Origin of the sequence: Entomomonas moraniae (assembly GCF_003991975.1) — a bacterium.
Lineage (GTDB): Bacteria > Pseudomonadota > Gammaproteobacteria > Pseudomonadales > Pseudomonadaceae > Entomomonas > Entomomonas moraniae.
Map to the genome: position 1 here is coordinate 1,954,959 of NZ_CP029822.1, position 21,862 is coordinate 1,976,820.

The following is a 21,862-nucleotide window of genomic DNA, read 5'->3' on the forward strand; positions in this document are numbered from 1 at the left end:
ACACTCTCTTTTACCTAATTTTTAAGGTAGCTAAGCCTATCAATACTAAAATCACCGTAATAATCCAGAAACGTACAATAACGCGTGGTTCTGGCCAACCTTTTAGCTCAAAATGATGATGAATAGGTGCCATTTTAAAAACACGTTTACCTGTTAACTTAAAGGAAGCAACTTGTATAATCACTGAGAGTGTTTCCATTACAAAAACGCCCCCCATAATAAATAATACGATTTCTTGATGAACAATAATGGCAATAGTCCCTAAAGCGGCGCCTAATGCTAAAGCTCCAACATCACCCATAAAAACTTGTGCGGGGTAAGTGTTAAACCATAGAAAGCCAAGCCCTGCACCTATCATTGCAGAGCAAAAGATCACCAACTCCCCAGAGCCATGAACATAGGGTATCAGTAGGTACTTAGCGAACTGCGCATTGCCTGATAAGTAGCAAAAAACACCTAATGCACCGCCCACTAGCACTGTTGGCATGATGGCTAGGCCATCTAGGCCATCGGTTAAATTAACGGCGTTACTTGAGCCAACAATTACAAAGTAAGCAAAAACAATGAAAAATATACCTAACGGATAAATGCCATTTTTTAACAACGGTAAATACAATGAGGTATCTTGCGAACCTTTTGCGGCTGTTACGTATAGAAAAATACCTGCAGCTAAAGCAAATACTGACTGCCAGAAATATTTCCAGCGACTAGGAAGACCTCGAGTATTTTTTTCTATCACTTTACGGTAATCGTCTACCCAACCAATTGCACCAAATAATAAAGTGACAATAATGACAACCCAAACATACTTATTATCTAAATTTGCCCATAATAATGTACTGAGGGTAATGGAGCTTAATATTAATACACCGCCCATCGTTGGCGTACCTGTTTTGGATAAATGCTCTTTAACGCCCTCTTCTCGCACAACCTGCCCAATTTGTAATTTTTTTAATGTCGTGATCATTTTAGGGCCTAAAAATAGGGCAAATAACAATGCTGTTAATACCGCCATAATTGCCCTAGTTGACTGGTACAAAAAGGCGCTAAATCCAGAGTGCACATTGTCTTGTAAAAAATTAAATAACCAAACGAGCATTAATGTATTCCTTCTTCAGAACCACAAAGACTACCAATAAGTGTTTCCATACTCATACTACGTGATCCTTTCAATAAAATAACGTTATTAACATCATCATGTCCAGCTAACGCCTTAGCTAATTCTTCTTTATTTTCAAAGTGATAAGCTTTTCTACCAAACGACTGAACCGTAAACTTTGTCAATGGTCCAATTGCATATAAAAAGTCAATTTTACCCTTGGCATATTGCCCTATCTCTGCATGTACTTCTTCAGCCCACTCACCCAACTCTCCCATATCACCTAAGACCAATATCTTACTACCTGAGAACTCAGATAGAACATTAATTGCCGCTTTTACAGAGGCAGGACTCGCGTTATAACTATCATCAATAACCCTTGCCCCACCTAGCGCTAAAAAGGTGTTGGTACGCCCTTTAACTGAGAGTAAAGCACTTAACCCATTAGCAATATTCTCTAAGGTACAGCCTAACGCATAACAAGCAGCTGCCGCAGCTGATGCATTACTGATGTTATGCCGTCCTAACAAGTTCAACTTTATATTGGTCGCCCCTATAGGCGTATGTAAAGTAAAAGACTGGCAACCGTTTCTATTTCGCTCAAATGCGGAACTATAAAAATCAGCTTGAGAATTTTCTTGGGAAAAACTAAGAACAGAACGAGCACCGGCACGCTTTTTCCATAAATCAAACGAAGAGTCGTCTAAATTTAAAACAGCAATTCCTTGCTCACTTAAGCCATCAATTATTTCACCTTTGGCTTGAATAATATTATCTAAACCACCAAATTTTCCCACATGCGCATTACTGGCATTGGTTAAAACACTCACATCTGGTTTTACCAAATTTACACTATAATCAATTTCACCAACGGCTGAGGCCCCCATCTCGATAACGGCAAACTCATGATCAGCATTAATTTTTAGCAACGTCAATGGAACACCAAGTTCATTATTTAAGTTCCCTTGAGTGGCATAAACCTTACCCTGATTACTTAAAATATTCGCAATAAACTCTTTAGTTGTTGTCTTTCCGCTAGAACCTGTAATAGCAACAACCTTGCCCTTAAAAGCTTGGCGGTTTAATGCACCTAACTGCCCTAATACTAAACGCGTATTCCCCACAACCAGTTGTGGAATACTCACCTGTGGCGATGCTAGTTCAACTAATGCAGCAATAGCACCTTTCTCTTGAGCAGCAAATATATAATCATGCCCATCAAAGTTTTCACCTGAAATAGCAACAAATAGCTCACCTTTATTAAGGGTGCGGGTATCAATAGACACCGCATCGAACTCTACCTCTACATTATCACCAACTAATGTAGCATCTAAGTGTTCTGCTAATGCTACCAGGGACATTGGTTTTATCATTTATTATTCTCCCATGCCTGTAGTGCTTTACTTACTTCTTCAAAATCTGAAAAATGGGTACGTTTCCCCATTACCTCTTGATAGTCTTCATGGCCTTTACCAGCCACCAATATTACATCGTTCGCAGCTGCTCGCTCCACCGTTTGCCAAATAGCCTGTTTTCTATCTGCCATGACATCCACTGCTTGCGGTATATTAAAACCCTGCAAAATATCTTCTATGATGCTAGCACTTGACTCTTCTCTTGGATTATCATCTGTAATCACAATATTGTCTGCTAGCCTTTCCGCTATTTCGGCCATTGCAACTCTTTTACCTTTGTCTCGACTACCACCACAACCAAAAACACACCATAGTTTATTTTTCACATGAGGTCTTAAGGCAGTTAATACTTGTTCCAAGGCATCGGGCGTATGAGCATAATCAATTACGACAGTTGGCTTACCATCGCCGCCTTCACGTTGCATTCTACCAGCAGGAGCACTGAGTTTTGGGATGGTCATTAATACTGTTGATAAGTCATAGCCTAACCCCAACAAGCTACCCACAACAGCCAATAGATTACTTAAATTAAAACGACCAACTAATTTAGATTGCAATAAGCCCTTACCTTGAGGGGAAACTAGACTCGCTTTTATGCCATACTCACTAAACTCTATATTTTCACAATACAAATCAGCGGTTTCATCTTCTAAACTAAATGTTAATAAGTCTTGCCCTTGGTTAAGTTGGATTAATTGTTGTCCAAAGGGGTCATCTTGATTAATTATTTTTCTATCTAAACTATCCCATGCAAATAATTGAGCTTTTGCTGCACCATAGTTTTCTAAGGTATGGTGATAATCTAAATGGTCTCTCGTTAAATTAGTAAACACAGCCACTTTGAAAGGAAGCGCTTCAACACGCCCTTGATCCAATCCATGAGAGGAAACTTCTAATGCAACTGCACGTGCTCCTTTCGCCAACAAATCCGCTAAGCTTTCTTGGGTCGTAATAGCATCAGGCGTGGTTTGTTTTGCTTGTTGTAAATCACTCCAAAATCCTGTACCCAAAGTACCTATAATGCCACAATGCTCTGATAACAAATCCAGCGCTTGTGCAATCAGCTGGGTCACCGTTGTTTTACCATTCGTTCCTGTGACACCAATCAAACGTAGGGAGTTGGCAGGCTCTTGATAAAAATGACCTGCAATACTGGATAATTGATGTTGTAAGTGTTCAACCGCTATAAACTCAGCACAAGGATGCTGACTAACTATTGTATCTGCTAACTGATAATCTTCAGGATCATACACAATAGCAAACGCACCTTGTTGTAGAGCTTGTTCAATGTAGTCTCTACCGTCTTGCTGAGAACCTTTAAACGCGAAAAACAAATCACCGTTGACCACTTTTCGGCTATCTATCTTTAGCCCCTTAATATCTAGGAAGCTTTGATTTTTTGGAAACAGTTGATTTAATAGCATCATTATCTCCCCTTAATTTGTTGTTCTTGCGATAGAACCATCTGCTGTCAGCAAGTTATCAGGGACTATATTCATCATACGCAAGGTCTCCGACATCACCTTACTAAAAACGGGAGCAGCTAAAAGTCCGCCGAAATAGCCAACTTTCGTTGGATCATCTATAACGACAACCATCACAAGCCGTGGATTACTCGCAGGCGCCATACCAGCAAAAAAAGCACGATAATGGTTTTCACCGTAGCCTTTATTCACAATCGTCTTTCTTGCAGTACCACTTTTACCTGCAATCAAATAGCCACTTACGCGGGCACGAAATACACCACCCTCATCTTCAACAACAGACTGTAACATTCGACGAACTGTTTTAGAAACTTCAGGATCAATAGCTTGTGTACCGTTTGGAACATCATTACGTTTAATAAGCGATAGCGGTAAACTCACTCCATTATTGGCTAGCGTCGCATAGGCATGCGCCAATTGTGTTGGCGTGACTGATATACCATAGCCATAAGATAAAGTTGCTGTTTCTGCAGCGCCCCACTTACGGTGTACAGGTAAGAAACCTGCACCTTCGCCGGGAAAACCTAAGCCCGTACTATCACCAAAGCCAACCTTTTTCATTACGTCATAAATAGGTTCAGCACCAATATCAAAGGCGATTTTACTCATACCGATATTACTCGATTTTTTTAAAACACCGGTTAAATCCAATATAGTCGCACGCGATACGTCGCTGATTGTATAATGACCTATTCTTAACTTCCCACCACGGACATCCACTGTATCAGTTGGCTTCCAACGCCCTGTTGCCAAAGCGGCAGACATTGAAAATGGTTTAACAGTTGATCCTGGTTCAAATGCATCTAACAAGGCTCTATTACGGATTTCCTCTGGCTTTAAAGCGGCACGATTATTGGGGTTATATGTGGGTTGATTTGCCATGGCTAAAATTTCGCCTGTTTTAACATCAATTAAAACGAGACTTGCAGACTTAGCGCCATACTCTTCAATAGCATTATGCAACTCACGACTAGCCAAATATTGTAACCGCAAATCAATTGATAATTGTATATCTTTACCGGGTTTGGCAGGTCTAATGACCTGAATATCTTTGATGAGGTGTCCACGTCTGTCTTTTAAAACTTCGCGTCTACCGGGGACTCCCGTTAACCAATTATTATAGGCAAGCTCAATCCCTTCTCTACCTTTATCATCAATATCAGTAAAACCAATCACTTGCGAGACACTATCACCGGCGGGATAAAAACGACGATACTCCTCAAGGGAGTATACGCCAATAATCTTTTGTTTTAAGATGCTTTCGCCCTTATCGGGATCAAGCCCTCGTGCTAAATAAATAAATTCTTTATCTTTATTGTTTTTTATTCTATCTGACAATACGCCAATGTCTTGCTCCAATGCCGTAGCTAACTTTGGCCACTCTTCTGGAATATTGATAAGTTCCTTAGGATTGCCCCATAGGCTAATAACAGGAGTGCTAACCGCTAAGTATCGACCATTACGGTCAGTAATCATGCCTCTATGAGCAGGAATAGGCATGTAACGTACGGATCTTAAATCTCCCTGCTCTTTTAAAAAAGTATTATTAAGTACATGACGATCAAACAACATCCAGACAATAACGCCCACCACCAGTGCTAAAAGTAATATCACAAATTTAAAGCGACCTGGATAATGCTCAATCTTACTACTCATTCTCCTATCATCCTCACTTCTTTAGGAGTAGGAACATGCATACCTAAATGATCAATAGCAATTTTTTCAACACGCCCATAAGCAGTCCACGTGCTATGTTCAAGGATTAAACGTCCCCAATCTGACTGTCCTTTGTTATAAACAGCCAAGTTCTGGTAAAGCTCGTTAAGTAATAACCTATTCTTATGACTTGTATAAATCACCATCACTGCTGAACAAAGCACAGCAATAAACAGCATCAACATCAATAGGCTGCCCTTAGGCATTGTTATTTGATTCTTTTCCATCATCTTAACTTCTCTGCAACCCTCAAAACGGCACTACGTGAGCGTGGGTTTAGTTTAACTTCTTGCTCACTAGCATAAATTGGTTTTCCAATCACTCGCAATCTGGGATCAAATGGCGTAACTTGAATCGGTAAATCTCTAGGTAGTTGATCGGCCTCACCTTTTACTTGCTTACGCATAAACTGCTTCACAATTCGATCTTCAAGTGAGTGAAAACTAATAACAACCAAACGCCCACCCACTGCTAACACATCAACAGCTGCTTCTAAACCTTTCTCTAAATCACCTAATTCATTATTGATGTGAATACGAATTGCTTGAAAAGCGCGTGTTGCAGGATTTTTACCTTTTTCCCATGCTGGATTAGCCACTGCAATCACTTCAGCTAAATCAAGCGTAGTTTCAAAAGGCTTTATTTCTCTTCTCGCAACAATGGCTTGTGCCATTCTTCTTGCAAAACGTTCTTCACCATACTCTTTCAAAACTCTGCTAATCTCATCGACTGTTGCTGTAGCAATCCAATCTTTAGCACTCATACCAATATCTGGATTCATCCGCATATCTAGAGGGCCTTCATGGGTAAAGCTAAATCCTCGACTGGCATCATCTAGCTGTGGAGAAGAAACACCTAAATCCAGTAAAACCCCAGAAACACAACCTTCCAAATTACGCTTCTCAAGCTCTGCTTTCATATTAGCAAATGAATTTTGTATAATAGAGAAGCGCGTATTCTCTTTTGCCAATAATAGGCCGGTATTGATTGCCAGAGGATCTTTATCAAAACCTATCAACTGACCTTTAGCCCCTAACTGGCTAAGTATTAATTGGCTATGACCACCACGCCCAAAAGTGCCATCGACGTAACAACCTTCATCAATCAATGCTAATTGTTCAACAGCTTCATTCAGTAATACTGTTGTATGCGCAAAATCTTGTCTTTTCATGGTTGCTATAAAATTAAATCGCGTAACTCTTCTGATAACCCACCGGTCTCTTTAATCGCTGCTATATCATCTAGCTCAACAGCGTTCCACGTATCCTCATCCCAGAGCTGAAACTTATTAAGTTGTCCAACTAACACAACTTTTTTATCTAAGCCAGCCCTTGTTCTTAAACGAGGTGGTATTAAAAAACGACCATTACTGTCTAACTCAATATCTTGAGCACTGCCTATTAAGGTGCGATATAAGCGACGTGTTTCTTCACGTAAGGAGGGCATTTGGCGTAACTTATTTTCTATCAACTCCCACTCAGGTAGCGGATAGATATTTAAACAAGGATCAACCGCATCGACGGTCACAATCATTTTTCCAGCGCAACGAACACTCAGTTCGTCACGATACCGACTAGGCATCGCTACACGACCTTTTGCATCCAAACTAACTGCACTAGCGCCACGAAACAATTGAAATGTCCTATCTATAAGTTATTAACTACTTAAAAACAATAAAGTACCACTTTTAGCCCTTTTTTACCACTTTCTACCACTTAGACACACTATAGAAACCATTGCAACATCAGTCAAGTAAAATCTAATTAAACACCAATAAATTCATCGTTTTTTTATAAATAATAATCATACCTATTATTTAGTTATAACCACTATTTATAGCTCATCTTAATCACGGTATTTCTTATAAGAAAAATGCACCAAAAAGACAAAACAATAAGACTTAATTTTATTTGCCCATCTCACTTTGAAAAACCTTGTGTTACAATGATAAAAATTGAGAGGAAAATAGAAGATGCGTAAGCTCTTAGTATTAGTATTTTTTTTAACATCAACACAAGTATTTGCATTTGGCGCTATTACCAATGCATTTAACAATATTGCCACTTCTGCTTCATCAGCGGGTGCCTCTGGGTCATCAGCCTCTACCGATACAACAAAGCGAGATAAAATTATTAAGCAAGCTCAAAATGATGCTGCAAGTTTTGTAGGAAGCGATGGAAAAATTAGAGGGATTTATCTAGAACAAGCACTAGAGCATCTCAGAGTACAATACCCTGATATAAGAAAAGCTTCTGATTTGGCACTAGCACAAGCTATTTTAGCCTATTAGTATTGTTTCTATAACTCTTCAAAATAATGACTTAACGCCATGCCCAAAGATACAAAAGCACTTAATTCAACACCATTAAGCCTTATTGCCCGACCGCTTGTAACAGTCGATATTGCAATATTTACTGTAAAGAATGAAAAACTGCAGGTACTTTTAGTTAAACGACCCAATAATGAACAAGAACACTTTACTGAAAAATGGGCTTTACCCGGTGGTTTTTTAGATATTGATATCGATAAAGATTTAAATAGTTGTGCTCTGCGCAAATTAAAAGAAAAAACAAATGTAAACAGCCCTTATCTTGAGCAAGTAGGCGCATGGGGAAGTAAAGATCGCGCACCTACAGAATGGTCGATTACTCATGTCTACTTTGCACTATTAAATTCTGATAAAGTTATCCTACAAAAAGGCGGTAACGCGGCTGAAGTAGCATGGTTTCCACTTATTGATAATCAAGTAAAAAAACAGCTCGCTTTTGATCATAATGAATTACTAGACCTCGCAACTCAAAGACTCCATGCGAAAGTAGAGTATACATCTCTACCTGCTTACTTATTACCCGATGAGTTTACATTACCGGACTTACAAAAAGTTTACGAAATAGTACTTAACCGCCCACTCGATAAAAGCTCATTTAGAACACGTATCTTATCAACAAATCTAATTGCCCCTATCCCTAATAAAATGAGGCCTGCTACGCACCGCCCTGCACAACTTTATCGCCTGACAAATCCTGATACATTAACGTATTTTCCACGTAGTTTTAAATACAATGAAAAAGCGTTAAAGTCTTAACTTTACTTTTTGCAAATAACTGACAAAAGACAAATGATCATGACTTCTCTTTTAGAACTTCTAAAGCTTACTGGCTTAGGGCTTATTATTATACTCCCGTTAGCCAACCCGATCACGACGGTAGCACTATTACTGGGGCTCTCGCAAGGAATGACAACCAAACAAATTAATCGTGAAGCACGCATGGCTTCTATCTATGTTTTTATCATTATGATGGTTGCTTTTTTCGGTGGACAGCTGGTTATGAATACCTTTGGTATTTCAATTCCTGGTTTACGTATTGCTGGGGGACTGATTGTAGCCTTGATTGGTTTTAAAATGCTCTTCCCTGTGAAAGAGCTCGTCCATGACATCACTAAAACAACAAATGATGACTTGCAAAATCAAAACAAAGAAAGCATTGCTTTTATCCCCTTAGCAATGCCAAGTACAGCGGGCCCTGGAACAATTGCACTCATCATCAGTACCGCATCGACAATACGTGACAATACTGAATACTCTGCACTTTTACTAAAAATAGCACCGGTCCTAACATTCTTTTTTGTTTCTCTTATTTTGTGGGGATGTTTACGCAGTGCTAATGCCATTATGAAACTATTAGGAAAAGGAGGCGTAGAAGCCCTTTCCAGACTCATGGGCTTCTTACTTATCTGTATGGGTGTGCAATTTATTATTAATGGTATTTTAGAAATTATTGCTACGCAAATCCATTAAAACTAAAAGACTCCATCCCAACGCTTCAAACTAATATCCTGCTGCTACACCATCCCCTCTAGGATCTGTAGCACCATACATCATGCCACTTTTAGGATCTATTAAAATGGCGGCAGCATGCCCCATTGTATCAGTATAATCTTCAACCTTTTTGATGGGCTGTCCTCGCCTTGCTAACTCATCAAACACTGATTGTGCAATACGCCCTTCCATTTTCAGATCATTTGATGATGCCCCCCAAGTTCGCCCCAATAGCCATCTCGGAGCATTAATCGCAGCTTGTGGAGAAAACCCAAAGTCAACAATACGTGTAACAATCGCAGCTTGTGTTTGAGGTTGCCCCTCCCCTCCCATTGTCCCATAGACCAAATAAGGCTTATTATTCTTTAATAACATCGCGGGGTTTAATGTATGAAAAGTACGCTTATTAGGCTCTAGTCGATTAACATGAGTCGGATCGAGTGAGAAAAAGCTTCCTCGATTTTGCAATAAAACCCCCGTACCCTTAGCGACAATCCCTGATCCAAAATCATAGTAAATACTTTGAATAATAGACACTGCATTGCCTTCAGCATCAACCACACCAAACCAAACAGTATCACCTTTTGGATCCAATGGCTTGATGTTGATGCTAGCCTTAGTCATATCAATTTGCGCTGCTTGATCTTTCCCATGCTGCTTTGATAATAGAAATTTTAAAGGTATTTTATTAAACTGTGGGTCAGTCAAATACTTATCACGATCAGCAAAAGACTGTTTCGTTGCTTCAACCAATAAATGATAATAATCTGCGCTACCTTCATCTAATTTTTTAATATCAAAATTGTTTAGAATATTTAAAATCTCTAAAGAAGCCATCCCTTGTGTATTCGGTGGTAAATTATAAGCAACATACTCACGATAGTTAACATGTATTGGCGCGACCCACGTCGCTTTATGTCTAGCAAAATCATCTAGTGTTAATACTCCACCATTGGCCTGTAAATCATTAACAATTTTTTTAGCAATTGATCCTTTATAAAAACCTGTTGCACCTTGATTAGCTATTGTTGCTAATGTTTTAGCTAAATCAGGTTGCTTCATCAGCTCACCGACCGGATAAACACTACCATCTGCCTTCAAAAATACTCGCTTAAACTCAGGAAATCGCTGCAGATTACGAAACTCTTGGTCACTCGTATCGATGTTTACGCTAGACCAATAGTTTAAACTTGGAGTAACAGGAAAACCTTTCTCAGCATAAAAGACAGCTCGTAAAAACAAATCTTTCCATGGGACAGAGTTCCCCATCGATCTAAACGCATAACGATAAGCCTCATCCCAACCAGAAACAACCCCAGGAACGGTATTCGCTGACAAATAACCTCGACTTGGTATTTTAGAAAATCCTTTTGTTTTATAAAATGCTCGCGTTACTTTCCCACCAGAATGCCCACTCGCATTTAACCCTGTAATAGTTCTTGTCTTTGCATTATAAATAATCCAAAAATTATCACCCCCTATGGTATTCATTTGGGGATACACAACCGATAAAGTAGAAGCGACAGCAATGGCTGCATCAACTGCATTACCCCCTTTTTGAAGAATTTCTACTCCAGCCTGTGTCGCCAAATAATTAGGCGAAACTACCATTCCATTTTGAGCTATTGGATTCAAACAACGCGAGGGTGTATCACAATATTTTCCTGTTACTTTGGGAGGTGTTTGAAAGCTATTTGCTTGCGCATTAACAAATAGCACACCTAAAAGGAGAGAAAGAAAAGAAACTAACTGTATTCGATACATTATGATGCCTCATTATAGCTATGTGGAAAACCATAATAAGCAAGTAATATACCAATTTTTTACAACATAAAAATAAGAAGCAAAAAGCTCTCCTTATTTAACCCCGATGTAAATTACGAAAATAATTAATTAGCCCTTGTGTTGAAGCATCTTCAGCTTTATCTGGCTGATACTCCGTTAGCCCTTTATAAACAGATACCCCTAACTCTTTTCCTAATTCAACGCCCCATTGATCAAATGCATTAATACCCCATATCACACTTTGTACAAATACCTTGTGCTCATATAGAGCAACCAATGCACCTAAACTACGCGGGCTAACACGATCAAGTACAATCGTATTTGAAGGACGATTCCCAGGAATTACCTTATGAGGAGCTAATCTTTCTATCTCATCAACCGAATACCCCTTGATGGCGAGCTCCTCTTCAACTTGTTGTCTAGTTTTTCCTAACATCAAGGCCTGGCTTTGACTCAAACAGTTTGCATAGAGCCATTGGTGATGATCATTAAGCGGGTTAGCACTTACCACTGGAACAATAAAATCAGCCGAAATAAAACGGGTTCCTTGATGTAATAATTGATGATAAGCATGCTGCCCATTACACCCAACACCACCCCATAAAACAGGACCGCTATTGATATCTAACACTGAACCATCTTGTCTAACTCTTTTACCATTAGACTCCATATCCAACTGCTGCAAATGACGCACAAAATCTCTTAAGTTATGGTCGTAAGGTAATACCGCATGGGTTTGTGCATTAAAAAAGTTACTATACCACACTCCTAGCAATGCCATTAACACGGGCATATTCTTCTCAAAAGGCGCCGTTAGAAAATGTTGATCCATCATATAAGCGCCAGCTAACAACTCTTTAAAATTAGACATTCCCACGCTTAAGGCAATGGGCAGGCCAATAGCAGACCATAAAGAGTAACGCCCTCCTACCCAATCCCAGATAGGGAAGATATTTTCCTCTGCGATACCAAACTCAACAGCAGCTTTCACATTAGAGGAAACCGCAATAAAATGCCTTGCCAAATCTTTCTCTTCACCACCTTTAGCTAAAAACCAGCCTCGGGCCGCTTGTGCATTTTTGAGTGTTTCTAATGTTCCAAATGATTTACTGGATACGATAAAAAGTGTGGTTTCTGCATTTAACTTATTAACTAACCCTTTAAACTCACTACCATCAATATTTGCTAAATAATGGCAAGTAACACCTTTCTGAGCAAAGGGAAGAAGCCCTTCAGAAACAAGCATAGGCCCTAAGAATGAGCCACCAATACCGATATTAACCACATCCGTAATGGCCTTTTCTGTATAGCCTCGCCACAGGTTATTATGAATACGGTTAACTAACTCTGTCATCTGATGTAAGACTTTATGCACCTCTGGCATAATATCAACACCGTCCATAAACACTTTATCACCATACGGCCGTCTCAAGGCAGTATGAAGCGCCGCTCTTTTTTCTGACGCATTAACTAATTTTCCAGAAAAAAGATCAGTTCTCGCCGCAGTAAGACCTACCTCTTTAGCTAATTCAACCAAAAGCTTTATCGTTTTATCAGTAATTAAATTTTTAGAATAATCAAAGAGTAAGCCGCACCCCTCTAATGAAAATGCATCAAAACGATTAGTATCATCAGCAAATGCTTGGCGCATATCAAAGCGCTGCATTTCCTGAAAATGGTCAGTCAATGCACTCCAACTGATTAATTGTGTGACATCTTTAGGCTTTAAATAATAAGGCTGCGACATGAAAATTCCTTGCCAACAAATAATTGAATGACCAATTATAATAAAACTTCTATCGACTTGTCTTAATAACTCTTTAATAAAAATTAAAAATATCTATAATAAAAATATTCAACAATCATTTTATTGTTGAATCCAATGAGGAGAACTATCATGCAACCATTCAATAATACAGGCTTTTTTCGAGCCAACTAGTAAACGCCGTAAAGGCTTCCCATCAGAAACACAAGTTAAACGAGGCCTTGTTCGCACCGTTAATGGCAAGGTTTTAGAAGAAAAACTCGGCAGAAATGATCCTTGCCCTTGTGGCTCGACACTAAGCTTTCAAGAAGTGCTGTCTTAAAACAGGTCGTTTTCGATGGAGCTAACCGTCATGATTACTACCGAGAATAAACTCAATCAATCTGTAACGCTTTAACAAAGCGTTACTTTTATTATATTTTTATCTACGATACTGGTTTACAATGATTCCATGACTAAACCTATGCTAAGAAAAATTATTCATGTTGATTGCGATTGCTTTTATGCGTCGATAGAAATGCGTGATGATCCATCGTTGCTAGGAAAACCTATTGCCGTAGGGGGAGCACCAAACAAACGTGGCGTTGTCGCCACTTGTAACTACGAGGCAAGAGCTTATGGGGTTCATTCAGCAATGTCCTCTCAAAGGGCTCAAAAACTTTGTCCAGATTTACTATTTATTCGACCTCGATTTGATGTCTATCGCGCTGTATCTAAAGAGATCCAACAAATATTTCAAGACTACACTTCACATATCGAACCACTTTCATTGGATGAAGCCTATTTAGATGTTACTGATAGTCCTTTATATAATAATAGTGCAACTTACATCGCTAAAATCATTCAACAACGTATCCATCAAGAAATAGGCATTACCGCTTCTGCGGGGGTTGCTCCTAATAAATTTCTGGCTAAGATTGCCAGTGACTGGAAAAAGCCAAGTGGCTTATTTGTTATAACTCCAGAACAAATAGATAGTTTTATTACCCATCTGCCCGTTCATAAACTGCATGGTGTGGGAAAAATAACAGCCTATAAATTAAATCGACTCGGCATTTATACTGGTTATGATTTAAAACAATGGGGGCGTGCTGAATTACTAAGAGCCTTTGGTAACTTTGGAGAAAAACTATGGCATCTTGCACGTGGCATTGATGAGCGCCCAGTAAAAACTCAAAGGCGTCAATCTGTTAGCGTAGAACGCACTTTCCAAGAGGATTTACCTAGCCTACAACATTGTCTTACAAAACTACCCGAGCTCATTGATGAGTTAAATAATAGAATAGCTCGCTTAGATGAAAACTATAAGACAGGAAAGCCCTTTGTAAAAGTTAAGTTTCACGACTTTACACAAACCACCATAGAACAACAAGGAGCCCCCCTTGATCTTGATAGTTATCAGACATTACTTAAGCAAGCCTTTGAGCGAGGTAATAAACCTGTTAGATTATTAGGTATCGGAACACGCGTTATTGATTTACAAGATATCATTGAACAACTCACCCTTTTTAACTAATCAAACCTCGCCATTCCCCTTAGCTACCCCTTAAATAAAACAATTCATTCACCGTGATTTTTGAGAAACATAATGAAAAATTTACAACTAAGCCGCTATAGCTTTTTTATTTTTTGTATTTTATTTACTGTTATTACAGCGCCTTTTACAATGACTTATCATTGGCTATGGATTTTTACTATTGCCACTGCAATCTTGTCACTAATTGGCATATATGATCTTACACAAACCAAACATTCTGTTTGTCGTAACTATCCTATCTTAGGTCATCTGCGTTTTCTCATCGAATATATTCGCCCTGAAATACGTCAATATTTAATCGAATCAGATACAGAAGCATTACCTTTTAGCCGACAAGAACGCTCCCTCGTTTACCGTAGAGCAAAAAATATTGATGCCAATAAAGCCTTCGGTACAGTGGAGGACATTTATAAAACAGGGTTTGAATTTATCAGCCACTCCATTCGACCAGCACCAATCCAAGACCCCGAATCATTTCGTGTTCAAATTGGAACTGAGCAGTGCTCACAACCCTATTCAGCATCCCTTCTAAATATCTCAGCGATGAGCTTTGGAGCATTAAGTGCTAATGCTATTCGTGCACTCAACAAAGGAGCCCAAAAAGGAAACTTTGCTCATGACTCAGGAGAGGGTGGACTTAGTTCTTACCATAAAGAAAATGGTGGTGATCTTATTTGGCAAATTGCTAGCGGTTACTTTGGCTGTCGTACCGAAGATGGTAAATTTAATCCCCAACGATTTGCAGAACAAGCGGCTAACCCGCAAATTAAAATGATTGAGGTAAAACTAAGCCAAGGAGCAAAACCAGGCCACGGTGGAATGTTACCCAAAGGTAAAGTTACTGCTGAGATTGCCTCTACACGTGAAGTACCCATGGGGCAGGACTGCATATCTCCACCGACTCATAGTGCATTCTCAACCCCTATAGAACTCATGGAGTTCATTGCACAATTAAGGGAACTGAGTGGTGGGAAGCCTGTTGGCTTTAAAATTTGTATTGGGCATCCTTGGGAGTTTGTCGCTATCGTTAAGGCCATGTTAAAAACTAAAATATTACCAGACTTTATTGTGGTTGACGGTAAGGAAGGTGGCACAGGTGATGCTCCTGTAGAGTTTAGTGACCATATTGGTCTCCCTTTGCGTCAAGGACTATTACTCGTACACAATATACTTGTGGGCACTAATTTAAGGGATAAAATTAAGATCGGTGCTAGTGGAAAAATTATTAGTGGGTTTGATATTGTAAGGGCTTTAGCTATGGGGGCTGACTGGGTTAATTCGGCACGTGGATTTATGTTTGCTATAGGCTGTATTCAATCACAAGCTTGCAACACGAACAAATGCCCAACAGGTGTTGCTACACAAGACCCTTTAAGACAATCAGCACTTATTGTGCCAGATAAGGCGGAGCGTGTTTACCATTTCCATAAAAATACATTAAAAGCATTTGCTGAAATGCTTGCTGCCACTGGTTTAAATCATCCAAAAGAATTAAAACCACATCATGTTGCTAGACGAATATCCGATAATGAAATTCGCCTTCTTTCAAATATAGATTACTACTTAAAACAAGGCGAACTACTGTCAGGGGAAATTGCTAGCCCATTTTACTCGGACATCTGGAAGATTGCCCAAGCAGAATCATTTGAATCTAACCACATTGCATAATTATCATTAAACATATCGGCAAATAGATCATACTTTTCACCTATTTGCCGATGATAATAATGGCAAACAACGTTATATTGGGATTGCTTCATAACTCACCTCCTTTAAATGTTTCTTTTTTGTCTTATTAATACGACACCACACTTTCTCATGGAAGTAAAAGCCAACTGCATTACATAAAGGTTCAACCAATGCAACTAAACCACCAACTGCAAGACTACCTGTCAATAAATAAGTTACACTAAACGCAATAATGAAATGCATACAGGTAAATGTAATTGTCTTAATCATTTTTTCACTCCTATTAAGAATGATTCACAATTACAGTATAATCTTACTAATAAATTAATATAGTTTATTGTTACTATAGTCATTATTAAAATAAACTATAAATAAACTAAGGTGTACAATAAAAACAGCCGTAAGAACATCGACCTTACTAGACAGGAAAGCATATAATGAACCCTCCTATTAATTTACTCAACTTAAATATACCGATTATTCAAGCACCCATGGCTGGAGTTCAAGGTAGCCAATTGGCAATTGCCGTCAGCAATACTGGCGCAATGGGTTCGTTACCCTGTGCAATGCTTACGCTTGAACAACTACACCAAGAGCTAATCACTATTGAACACGAGAGTAAAAATCCTATCAATCTAAACTTCTTCTGTCACAAAAAAACACAATTAGATGATTCAGAACAAGTAATTTGGTTCCAAAAACTACAACCCTTCTTTGATGAATACAAAATTGACACACACCATATCAACTTAGAAACTAATCGCCAACCATTTAGTCAAGCTCACGTTGATGTATTAGCTGAATTTAAACCCAAAGTCATTAGCTTTCATTTTGGATTACCTGAGCCCCATCTCATAGAACAACTCAAATCTTGGGGAGCAACTATTTTATCTTCAGCAACAACCTTAGAGGAAGCGCTTTACTTACAAAACCATCAAGTCGATATCATTATTGCACAGGGGTTAGAAGCTGGAGGACATCGCGGTATGTTTTTAACCGAAGATCTCACAACACAAGTAAGTACCTTGGCGTTAGTTCCGCAGATTGTAGAGGCAGTGACTGTTCCTGTTATTGCCGCTGGAGGTATCGCAAATGCACAGGGAATAAAAGCGGCAATGGCCTTAGGTGCATCTGGCGTACAAATAGGCACAAGTTATCTGCTGTGTCCTGAAACAAACACCAGCCTTTTACATCGGCAAGCGCTCCTTTCTGACGAAGCAAAACATACCGCTATTACCAATATCTTTACGGGAAGACCCGCCAGAGGTATCGTTAACAAAGCAATGAGACAGTTAGGTTTTATTAACTCATTTACTCCATCATTCCCTTACGCAACACCCACCATGTCTGCACTTAGAAAAGAGGCAGAAGCAAAAGGAAAAAATGATTTCACTCCGCTTTGGGCAGGCCAAAATACTTCTGGTTGCACTTTAATACCTGCTGCCGAACTAACCAAACTATTGGCTAAAGCGCTATAACTCTTTTAGATGAGTAGTAAATGTTAGTCCTTTTAACTCTTCTAAATATTCGTCCAGTGTGAGCAATCCCATACTGGACATAGCGCCAACACTGGAGAAGCAACCTGTCATCATTTTTCTCACCAACGCAACAGATGCTAAACAAGGAATATTGACACCATCATTATTTAAAGCAATTAACTCCCAACATAGTTGCAAAGGTTTCGCTTCGTGGTCAAGCCCACTTAATGTCACATGCATACCACTACGACCATCCCCAAAGAACTCTACAAGCGATGCTGCTTTATGCATCCATCTCGAATACCGTTGAGGCTTTCGTATAATTCCCAAACGAATAAGCCACGAAAAAAACCATGTCCCATAATGCGTTAGCTTTAAACCAGTACCTGCCGAAAAGCTCACCGTCTCCAGTGTTTTATACTGTCTTGGAAACAATGTTAAATCAGGAATATCGCATGCAGCAAGCGGTCTATAGCCTAAAGGCTCAGTAAATTTATGGTAGACAAGTTTTTGCCAACCGTAGCGTTTAACCCAATGCCCATCAATTAATTGATCAATCGGCTTACCGCAATAATCAAACAGACTATTAATTGTCGCCCGTCCTGGTGCTTTCTCTGATGTACTAATACCAATCATAACTTTTTTCAAAACAGAAAAACGTGGTAAAAACTCATTAACTACCGCACTACTTAATCCCGGTACAGAGCTCGCACCACTACAAACCAATACTCCCACATTTTTAGCTAATTCATTAAGCTGCGTTATACCACAAACAAATGCTTTACCATCAGCTAAGTCAATATAATGACATCCTGCAGCAATAGCTGACTCTGCCACATAATAATCTTGCCCTTGGAATGGCCCAGCCGTTGAAATCAGTACATCTATTTTCTGTTCTTTTAAGGTGCTAGCAATATTTTTTTGCTTCGCATCCAATAACATAGCATCTGCATTGATCTTTGAGGCAAATAGTTTTGCTTTATCAATATTTCTTCCTGCAATCACTAACTCAACAGATGCTATGCTCGACAAACGTTGCGCTATTATTTTCCCAAAATTTCCATAGCCACCTAGAATCAAAACACGCATATTTACTCCCATCTATTAAGTAATACTCGACGTCCCTGTAAACCACCCGTATGAAGCAACACAATTCTTGAACCTTCAGCAATTTCACCATTGATGACTTGCTGTTGTAAAAAATATAGAGTCTTTCCCGTATAAACAGGATCTAAGGGTAGCCCTGCTAACGCTTCAACATCATTAATAAAATGTAGTAAATCAGGATCGGCCTGCCCAAATCCTTCCCTTGCGGCTGGTTTTAATTGATAATTTGTAAAAGAAACAGGAATTTCATCTAACAATTCTTTAATTTGTACATCCACGCCATAACGTTCAGGCACAGCTAAACAACCTACAACTTGGTGATTTCCCCCAAGTCCCCACACTATACCTGCTAGTGTACTCCCAGTACCAACTCCCGTATAAATATAGTCGAAGTCATCCCAACCTATAGTAAATAACTGTTGTTTAATAAGCTCAGGAATCACTCTGCATCCTTTAGCACCTAAAATGCCACCACCGCCTTCAGGCACCAAATAAAAATCAGGGTAGCGCTCTGCCCACTCTTGCCAAAACTCTGCTTGGTAACGACGACGAAACTCTCCATAACTCAACCAATGCAAATGCATTCCCAACTTCTGTAAATCAACTACTGTAGGAGTTTCTATAGGTTGCCCACGTATTAAAGCAACTGTTGGTAACTCTAGTTTTTCCCCTGCTGCGGCAAGAGCATGTAGATGGTTAGAGTGCGCACCTCCGACACTTAATAATCCATTCGACTGTTGTAAATTTGCCTGAACTAAATGATAATGTAGCTTAAACCATTTATTACCTGAAATTAACTGATCTGTTTTATCTAATCTAAGCACAGCTAAACTTATATTTGCCCTATCAAATACGGGCAAAGACAAGGGGGTTAATGTAACTTTATCAGGTATAAAAAACTGTTTATCCATAACCAAAACATCGCAGTAAAAGTTTATACATCATATTATATTGATATATTTAATTTTTAATTATTATACACCCAATATTAATAAACTATTTTTTCTTATAAAATAGTGTTTTTATTCATTAATACGCTATATAGTATGACCATAACTTGAGTGGCAACTCTTAATAGGAAAATTTATGAAAAATACCGATAGCATTATTGTGGTTATTGACCCTAAACATGATAATCATCCTGTCATTAGGCGTGCTAAAGAGTTTGCAAAAGTAACAAACTCATCTTTGTATCTACTTGTTTGTAGCGAATCAAAAAAAGCAGCGAATCTGCTTAACGACGCAGTTAATTCTCTACAAGAAGCAGGTTTACAGGTTTCTTCAGAAATCGCATGGCATGAAAACTATCACAAAACCATTGTTACCGTTCAAAAACAACAAAATAGTATGTTAGTTATCAAGACACATTTACCTGATAATATCCTAAAACGTGCTATTATCACCCCCCAAGACTGGAAACTACTTCGAGTTTGCCCTTGTCCTATTTTAATTGTTAACCAAGACAAACCATGGGCTAACAGACCTGTATTAGCAGCTGTTGACTTAGGTACATCTGATAAAAGCCATATAGAACTGCATAATACCTTAGTTAATGTGGCTGAAACTTTAACTTATGTTGCTAAAGGAACCAGTCTACACCTTGTAAGCGTCTATCCTTCCCCTATTTTTGCAGAAATTCATCCTGACTCAAAAATACATGGGATGACATCAGAAATAAAACAGGTTTATATGAAAGCTCGGGACTCTTTTGAAAAAGATCACCCTCGCTTGAACAAAGAAAATATTCACCTATTAGCAGGTGCTACTGATGTTGTTATTCCTCAGGTTGCTAAAGACCTTGATGCTTCTGTTTGTGTCATTGGCAACATGGGGCGTACTGGGGCATCAGGAGCACTTATGGGGAATACCGCCGAAGCTATTTTAGATGACCTTGACTGTGATCTATTAATTATTAAACCAGACAGTATTACCGTGGCACTTGAAGAATTAATGAAGCAAATACTTGCATAAAAAAACAATTGCAGAGTGCTCTCATTGTACTCTGCAATTATAGACAGTGAAGCCCTACTCTTTATCTATTGAAGTTCTTTGATCTATCCCCCATAATTCAGCTAGCTTATACTTTAATTACTGTGAGGGATACATGACTGCAAAACACAATAAATTAGGCCGTATCTTTATTATATTATCTTTAATTACTTCATATACTTATGCAAATGTGCAAGTTTGTAAAACACAAGATATTATTGATAAAATGGAGCAGCGCTTAGATAAAATTACTGATTATCAAGTAACAATAAAGTCTATTGTAAACAATCAACAACCTGCCGAAATGGTTGTTGCCAGCAAGCGGCCTGACTTATTAAAAGCCACCATAAAAATATCTGATAATGACACATTAACGATTGTTTACGATCAACAATACCAATGGATTGAAGAGGCCAATATGGTTTATAAAGTTGATTTAAGCAAAATTAAACAACGTACCCCTGAGCGCCCCTTCAACACTGATTACTCCTTAGCAGGTGGACTATTAAGTGGTGAAGACTATGTAGGAACAATAAAGACTATCCTCTCTATCTATGATCTCAAAGCTTCTTGTAAAGGCAAAGAAATCACATTGAAAGGCAATATTAATATAGAGAAATTTACTAAGTATACTCAAATACGCCAGCTAAATATCCCACAAGATGACTTTGTTAAACAATTCGCCAATACATTAAAAACTGCAACTCTTTCCGTTAATAAAGACAGTTATTTAGTTAATAAATATAGCCTTGTTGGAACAGACCAATTTAAAGCATACTTTAGCCATTATGACTTTGCTCCACTAACGGCCGAGCAATTAAGCTTTAAACTCCCTAAAGGGCTCACCCCCATTGATATAACCCCAGGGGCTCCTGATGCTTTACCAGTGCCAGCAACAGATAATGACATAGCACCCGATAAAACCACCCCACATAATTAAAGGGTACCCCTATTAATGATATAAGACCTTAATTGCTA

The 21,862-nt window shown here is 38.8% G+C and carries 21 protein-coding genes; 9 read left to right on the forward strand and 12 right to left on the reverse strand.

The window, feature by feature from the left end; all coding sequences use genetic code 11:
- Positions 1–10: 10 nt before the first annotated feature.
- Genes mraY through mraZ form a run of 7 tightly spaced genes read right to left on the reverse strand, consistent with a single transcriptional unit; the run spans position 11 to position 7,346 of the window.
- Positions 11–1,099 carry a phospho-N-acetylmuramoyl-pentapeptide-transferase gene (gene mraY / locus DM558_RS09285; protein ID WP_109701982.1) on the reverse strand — a complete coding sequence of 363 codons (1,089 nt, stop codon included), beginning with the start codon at positions 1,097–1,099 and terminating at the stop codon, positions 11–13.
- Positions 1,099–2,472, reverse strand: a complete 1,374-nt coding sequence (locus DM558_RS09290) for a UDP-N-acetylmuramoyl-tripeptide--D-alanyl-D-alanine ligase (protein WP_127163701.1) — start codon at positions 2,470–2,472, stop codon at positions 1,099–1,101. The genes mraY and DM558_RS09290 overlap by 1 nt, the downstream gene beginning before the upstream one ends.
- Positions 2,469–3,944 carry a UDP-N-acetylmuramoyl-L-alanyl-D-glutamate--2,6-diaminopimelate ligase gene (murE, locus tag DM558_RS09295; RefSeq protein WP_127163703.1) on the reverse strand — a complete coding sequence of 492 codons (1,476 nt, stop codon included), beginning with the start codon at positions 3,942–3,944 and terminating at the stop codon, positions 2,469–2,471. Before murE ends, DM558_RS09290 begins: the two co-directional genes overlap by 4 nt.
- Before the next feature lie 6 nt (positions 3,945–3,950).
- Positions 3,951–5,654: a peptidoglycan D,D-transpeptidase FtsI family protein gene (locus DM558_RS09300; protein WP_127163705.1), complete on the reverse strand. Its 1,704-nt coding sequence runs from the start codon at positions 5,652–5,654 to the stop codon at positions 3,951–3,953.
- On the reverse strand, positions 5,651–5,941 hold the full coding sequence (ftsL, locus tag DM558_RS09305) for a cell division protein FtsL (RefSeq protein WP_109704283.1): 291 nt from the start codon (positions 5,939–5,941) through the stop codon (positions 5,651–5,653). Before ftsL ends, DM558_RS09300 begins: the two co-directional genes overlap by 4 nt.
- The gene (rsmH, locus tag DM558_RS09310) at positions 5,941–6,885 is read right to left on the reverse strand and encodes a 16S rRNA (cytosine(1402)-N(4))-methyltransferase RsmH (RefSeq protein ID WP_127163706.1); all 945 of its coding nucleotides are present in this window, start codon (positions 6,883–6,885) and stop codon (positions 5,941–5,943) included. Before rsmH ends, ftsL begins: the two co-directional genes overlap by 1 nt.
- 5 nt (positions 6,886–6,890) lie before the next feature.
- Positions 6,891–7,346: a division/cell wall cluster transcriptional repressor MraZ gene (gene mraZ, locus DM558_RS09315; protein ID WP_127163708.1), complete on the reverse strand. Its 456-nt coding sequence runs from the start codon at positions 7,344–7,346 to the stop codon at positions 6,891–6,893.
- 340 nt (positions 7,347–7,686) lie between these two features.
- Between mraZ and DM558_RS09320 the strand changes: the two genes are divergently transcribed.
- Genes DM558_RS09320 through DM558_RS09330 form a run of 3 tightly spaced genes read left to right on the forward strand, consistent with a single transcriptional unit; the run spans position 7,687 to position 9,513 of the window.
- Positions 7,687–8,004 carry a DUF2388 domain-containing protein gene (locus DM558_RS09320; protein ID WP_127163710.1) on the forward strand — a complete coding sequence of 106 codons (318 nt, stop codon included), beginning with the start codon at positions 7,687–7,689 and terminating at the stop codon, positions 8,002–8,004.
- A gap of 39 nt (positions 8,005–8,043) precedes the next feature.
- On the forward strand, positions 8,044–8,799 hold the full coding sequence (locus DM558_RS09325) for an NUDIX hydrolase (RefSeq protein ID WP_127163712.1): 756 nt from the start codon (positions 8,044–8,046) through the stop codon (positions 8,797–8,799).
- A 39-nt stretch (positions 8,800–8,838) separates the two neighbouring features.
- The gene (locus DM558_RS09330) at positions 8,839–9,513 is read left to right on the forward strand and encodes a MarC family NAAT transporter (protein WP_109701975.1); all 675 of its coding nucleotides are present in this window, start codon (positions 8,839–8,841) and stop codon (positions 9,511–9,513) included.
- A 30-nt stretch (positions 9,514–9,543) separates the two neighbouring features.
- Here the strand turns inward: DM558_RS09330 and ggt are convergent, their stop codons facing one another.
- The gene (gene ggt, locus DM558_RS09335) at positions 9,544–11,298 is read right to left on the reverse strand and encodes a gamma-glutamyltransferase (RefSeq protein ID WP_127163714.1); all 1,755 of its coding nucleotides are present in this window, start codon (positions 11,296–11,298) and stop codon (positions 9,544–9,546) included.
- A 97-nt stretch (positions 11,299–11,395) separates the two neighbouring features.
- A complete protein-coding gene (pgi, locus tag DM558_RS09340; RefSeq protein WP_127163716.1) occupies positions 11,396–13,066 on the reverse strand; it encodes a glucose-6-phosphate isomerase in 1,671 nt (556 codons plus the stop codon).
- Positions 13,067–13,232: 166 nt separating this feature from the next.
- Between pgi and DM558_RS16045 the strand changes: the two genes are divergently transcribed.
- The 3 genes from DM558_RS16045 to DM558_RS09355 all read left to right on the forward strand — a co-directional run bounded on the left by DM558_RS16045 (position 13,233) and on the right by DM558_RS09355 (position 16,289).
- Positions 13,233–13,406, forward strand: coding sequence for an SEC-C metal-binding domain-containing protein (locus DM558_RS16045; RefSeq protein ID WP_407644316.1), 174 nt, complete (start codon positions 13,233–13,235; stop codon positions 13,404–13,406).
- A gap of 129 nt (positions 13,407–13,535) precedes the next feature.
- On the forward strand, positions 13,536–14,600 hold the full coding sequence (gene dinB, locus DM558_RS09350) for a DNA polymerase IV (RefSeq protein WP_127163718.1): 1,065 nt from the start codon (positions 13,536–13,538) through the stop codon (positions 14,598–14,600).
- Between the two features lie 72 nt (positions 14,601–14,672).
- Positions 14,673–16,289: an FMN-binding glutamate synthase family protein gene (locus DM558_RS09355; RefSeq protein ID WP_127163720.1), complete on the forward strand. Its 1,617-nt coding sequence runs from the start codon at positions 14,673–14,675 to the stop codon at positions 16,287–16,289.
- A 72-nt stretch (positions 16,290–16,361) separates the two neighbouring features.
- On the opposite strand, the gene DM558_RS09360 is transcribed toward DM558_RS09355, so the two are convergent.
- Positions 16,362–16,580, reverse strand: coding sequence for a DUF2061 domain-containing protein (locus DM558_RS09360; RefSeq protein ID WP_109701970.1), 219 nt, complete (start codon positions 16,578–16,580; stop codon positions 16,362–16,364).
- A 167-nt stretch (positions 16,581–16,747) separates the two neighbouring features.
- Here DM558_RS09360 and DM558_RS09365 point away from each other — a divergent pair, with 167 nt between their 5' ends.
- Positions 16,748–17,788: an NAD(P)H-dependent flavin oxidoreductase gene (locus DM558_RS09365; RefSeq protein ID WP_127163722.1), complete on the forward strand. Its 1,041-nt coding sequence runs from the start codon at positions 16,748–16,750 to the stop codon at positions 17,786–17,788.
- Here the strand turns inward: DM558_RS09365 and DM558_RS09370 are convergent.
- On the reverse strand, positions 17,783–18,877 hold the full coding sequence (locus DM558_RS09370) for a saccharopine dehydrogenase family protein (RefSeq protein WP_228411726.1): 1,095 nt from the start codon (positions 18,875–18,877) through the stop codon (positions 17,783–17,785). The two genes, DM558_RS09365 and DM558_RS09370, sit on opposite strands and share 6 nt — an antisense overlap.
- A gap of 2 nt (positions 18,878–18,879) precedes the next feature.
- A complete protein-coding gene (locus DM558_RS09375; protein WP_127163726.1) occupies positions 18,880–19,806 on the reverse strand; it encodes a 1-aminocyclopropane-1-carboxylate deaminase/D-cysteine desulfhydrase in 927 nt (308 codons plus the stop codon).
- A 175-nt stretch (positions 19,807–19,981) separates the two neighbouring features.
- Between DM558_RS09375 and DM558_RS09380 the strand changes: the two genes are divergently transcribed.
- The gene (locus tag DM558_RS09380; RefSeq protein WP_127163728.1) at positions 19,982–20,866 is read left to right on the forward strand and encodes a universal stress protein; all 885 of its coding nucleotides are present in this window, start codon (positions 19,982–19,984) and stop codon (positions 20,864–20,866) included.
- Between the two features lie 133 nt (positions 20,867–20,999).
- The gene (locus tag DM558_RS09385) at positions 21,000–21,824 is read left to right on the forward strand and encodes a hypothetical protein (RefSeq protein ID WP_127163730.1); all 825 of its coding nucleotides are present in this window, start codon (positions 21,000–21,002) and stop codon (positions 21,822–21,824) included.
- Positions 21,825–21,862: the final 38 nt, after the last annotated feature.

Bases quoted from the DNA above. Each gene is read 5' to 3' on its own strand.
- DM558_RS09360 (WP_109701970.1), bottom strand. From the start codon at position 16,580: ATGATTAAGACAATTACATTTACCTGTATGCATTTCATTATTGCGTTT.
- DM558_RS09370 (WP_228411726.1), bottom strand. From the start codon at position 18,877: ATGCGTGTTTTGATTCTAGGTGGCTATGGAAATTTTGGGAAAATAATA.
- DM558_RS09355 (WP_127163720.1), top strand. From the start codon at position 14,673: ATGAAAAATTTACAACTAAGCCGCTATAGCTTTTTTATTTTTTGTATT.
- mraY (WP_109701982.1), bottom strand. From the start codon at position 1,099: ATGCTCGTTTGGTTATTTAATTTTTTACAAGACAATGTGCACTCTGGA.
- DM558_RS09325 (WP_127163712.1), top strand. From the start codon at position 8,044: ATGCCCAAAGATACAAAAGCACTTAATTCAACACCATTAAGCCTTATT.
- DM558_RS09365 (WP_127163722.1), top strand. From the start codon at position 16,748: ATGAACCCTCCTATTAATTTACTCAACTTAAATATACCGATTATTCAA.
- DM558_RS09380 (WP_127163728.1), top strand. From the start codon at position 19,982: ATGAAAAATACCGATAGCATTATTGTGGTTATTGACCCTAAACATGAT.
- DM558_RS09330 (WP_109701975.1), top strand. From the start codon at position 8,839: ATGACTTCTCTTTTAGAACTTCTAAAGCTTACTGGCTTAGGGCTTATT.
- ftsL (WP_109704283.1), bottom strand. From the start codon at position 5,941: ATGGAAAAGAATCAAATAACAATGCCTAAGGGCAGCCTATTGATGTTG.
- dinB (WP_127163718.1), top strand. From the start codon at position 13,536: ATGACTAAACCTATGCTAAGAAAAATTATTCATGTTGATTGCGATTGC.
- DM558_RS09375 (WP_127163726.1), bottom strand. From the start codon at position 19,806: ATGGATAAACAGTTTTTTATACCTGATAAAGTTACATTAACCCCCTTG.
- DM558_RS09385 (WP_127163730.1), top strand. From the start codon at position 21,000: ATGACTGCAAAACACAATAAATTAGGCCGTATCTTTATTATATTATCT.
- rsmH (WP_127163706.1), bottom strand. From the start codon at position 6,885: ATGAAAAGACAAGATTTTGCGCATACAACAGTATTACTGAATGAAGCT.
- pgi (WP_127163716.1), bottom strand. From the start codon at position 13,066: ATGTCGCAGCCTTATTATTTAAAGCCTAAAGATGTCACACAATTAATC.
- DM558_RS09300 (WP_127163705.1), bottom strand. From the start codon at position 5,654: ATGAGTAGTAAGATTGAGCATTATCCAGGTCGCTTTAAATTTGTGATA.
- DM558_RS09320 (WP_127163710.1), top strand. From the start codon at position 7,687: ATGCGTAAGCTCTTAGTATTAGTATTTTTTTTAACATCAACACAAGTA.
- ggt (WP_127163714.1), bottom strand. From the start codon at position 11,298: ATGTATCGAATACAGTTAGTTTCTTTTCTTTCTCTCCTTTTAGGTGTG.
- DM558_RS09290 (WP_127163701.1), bottom strand. From the start codon at position 2,472: ATGATAAAACCAATGTCCCTGGTAGCATTAGCAGAACACTTAGATGCT.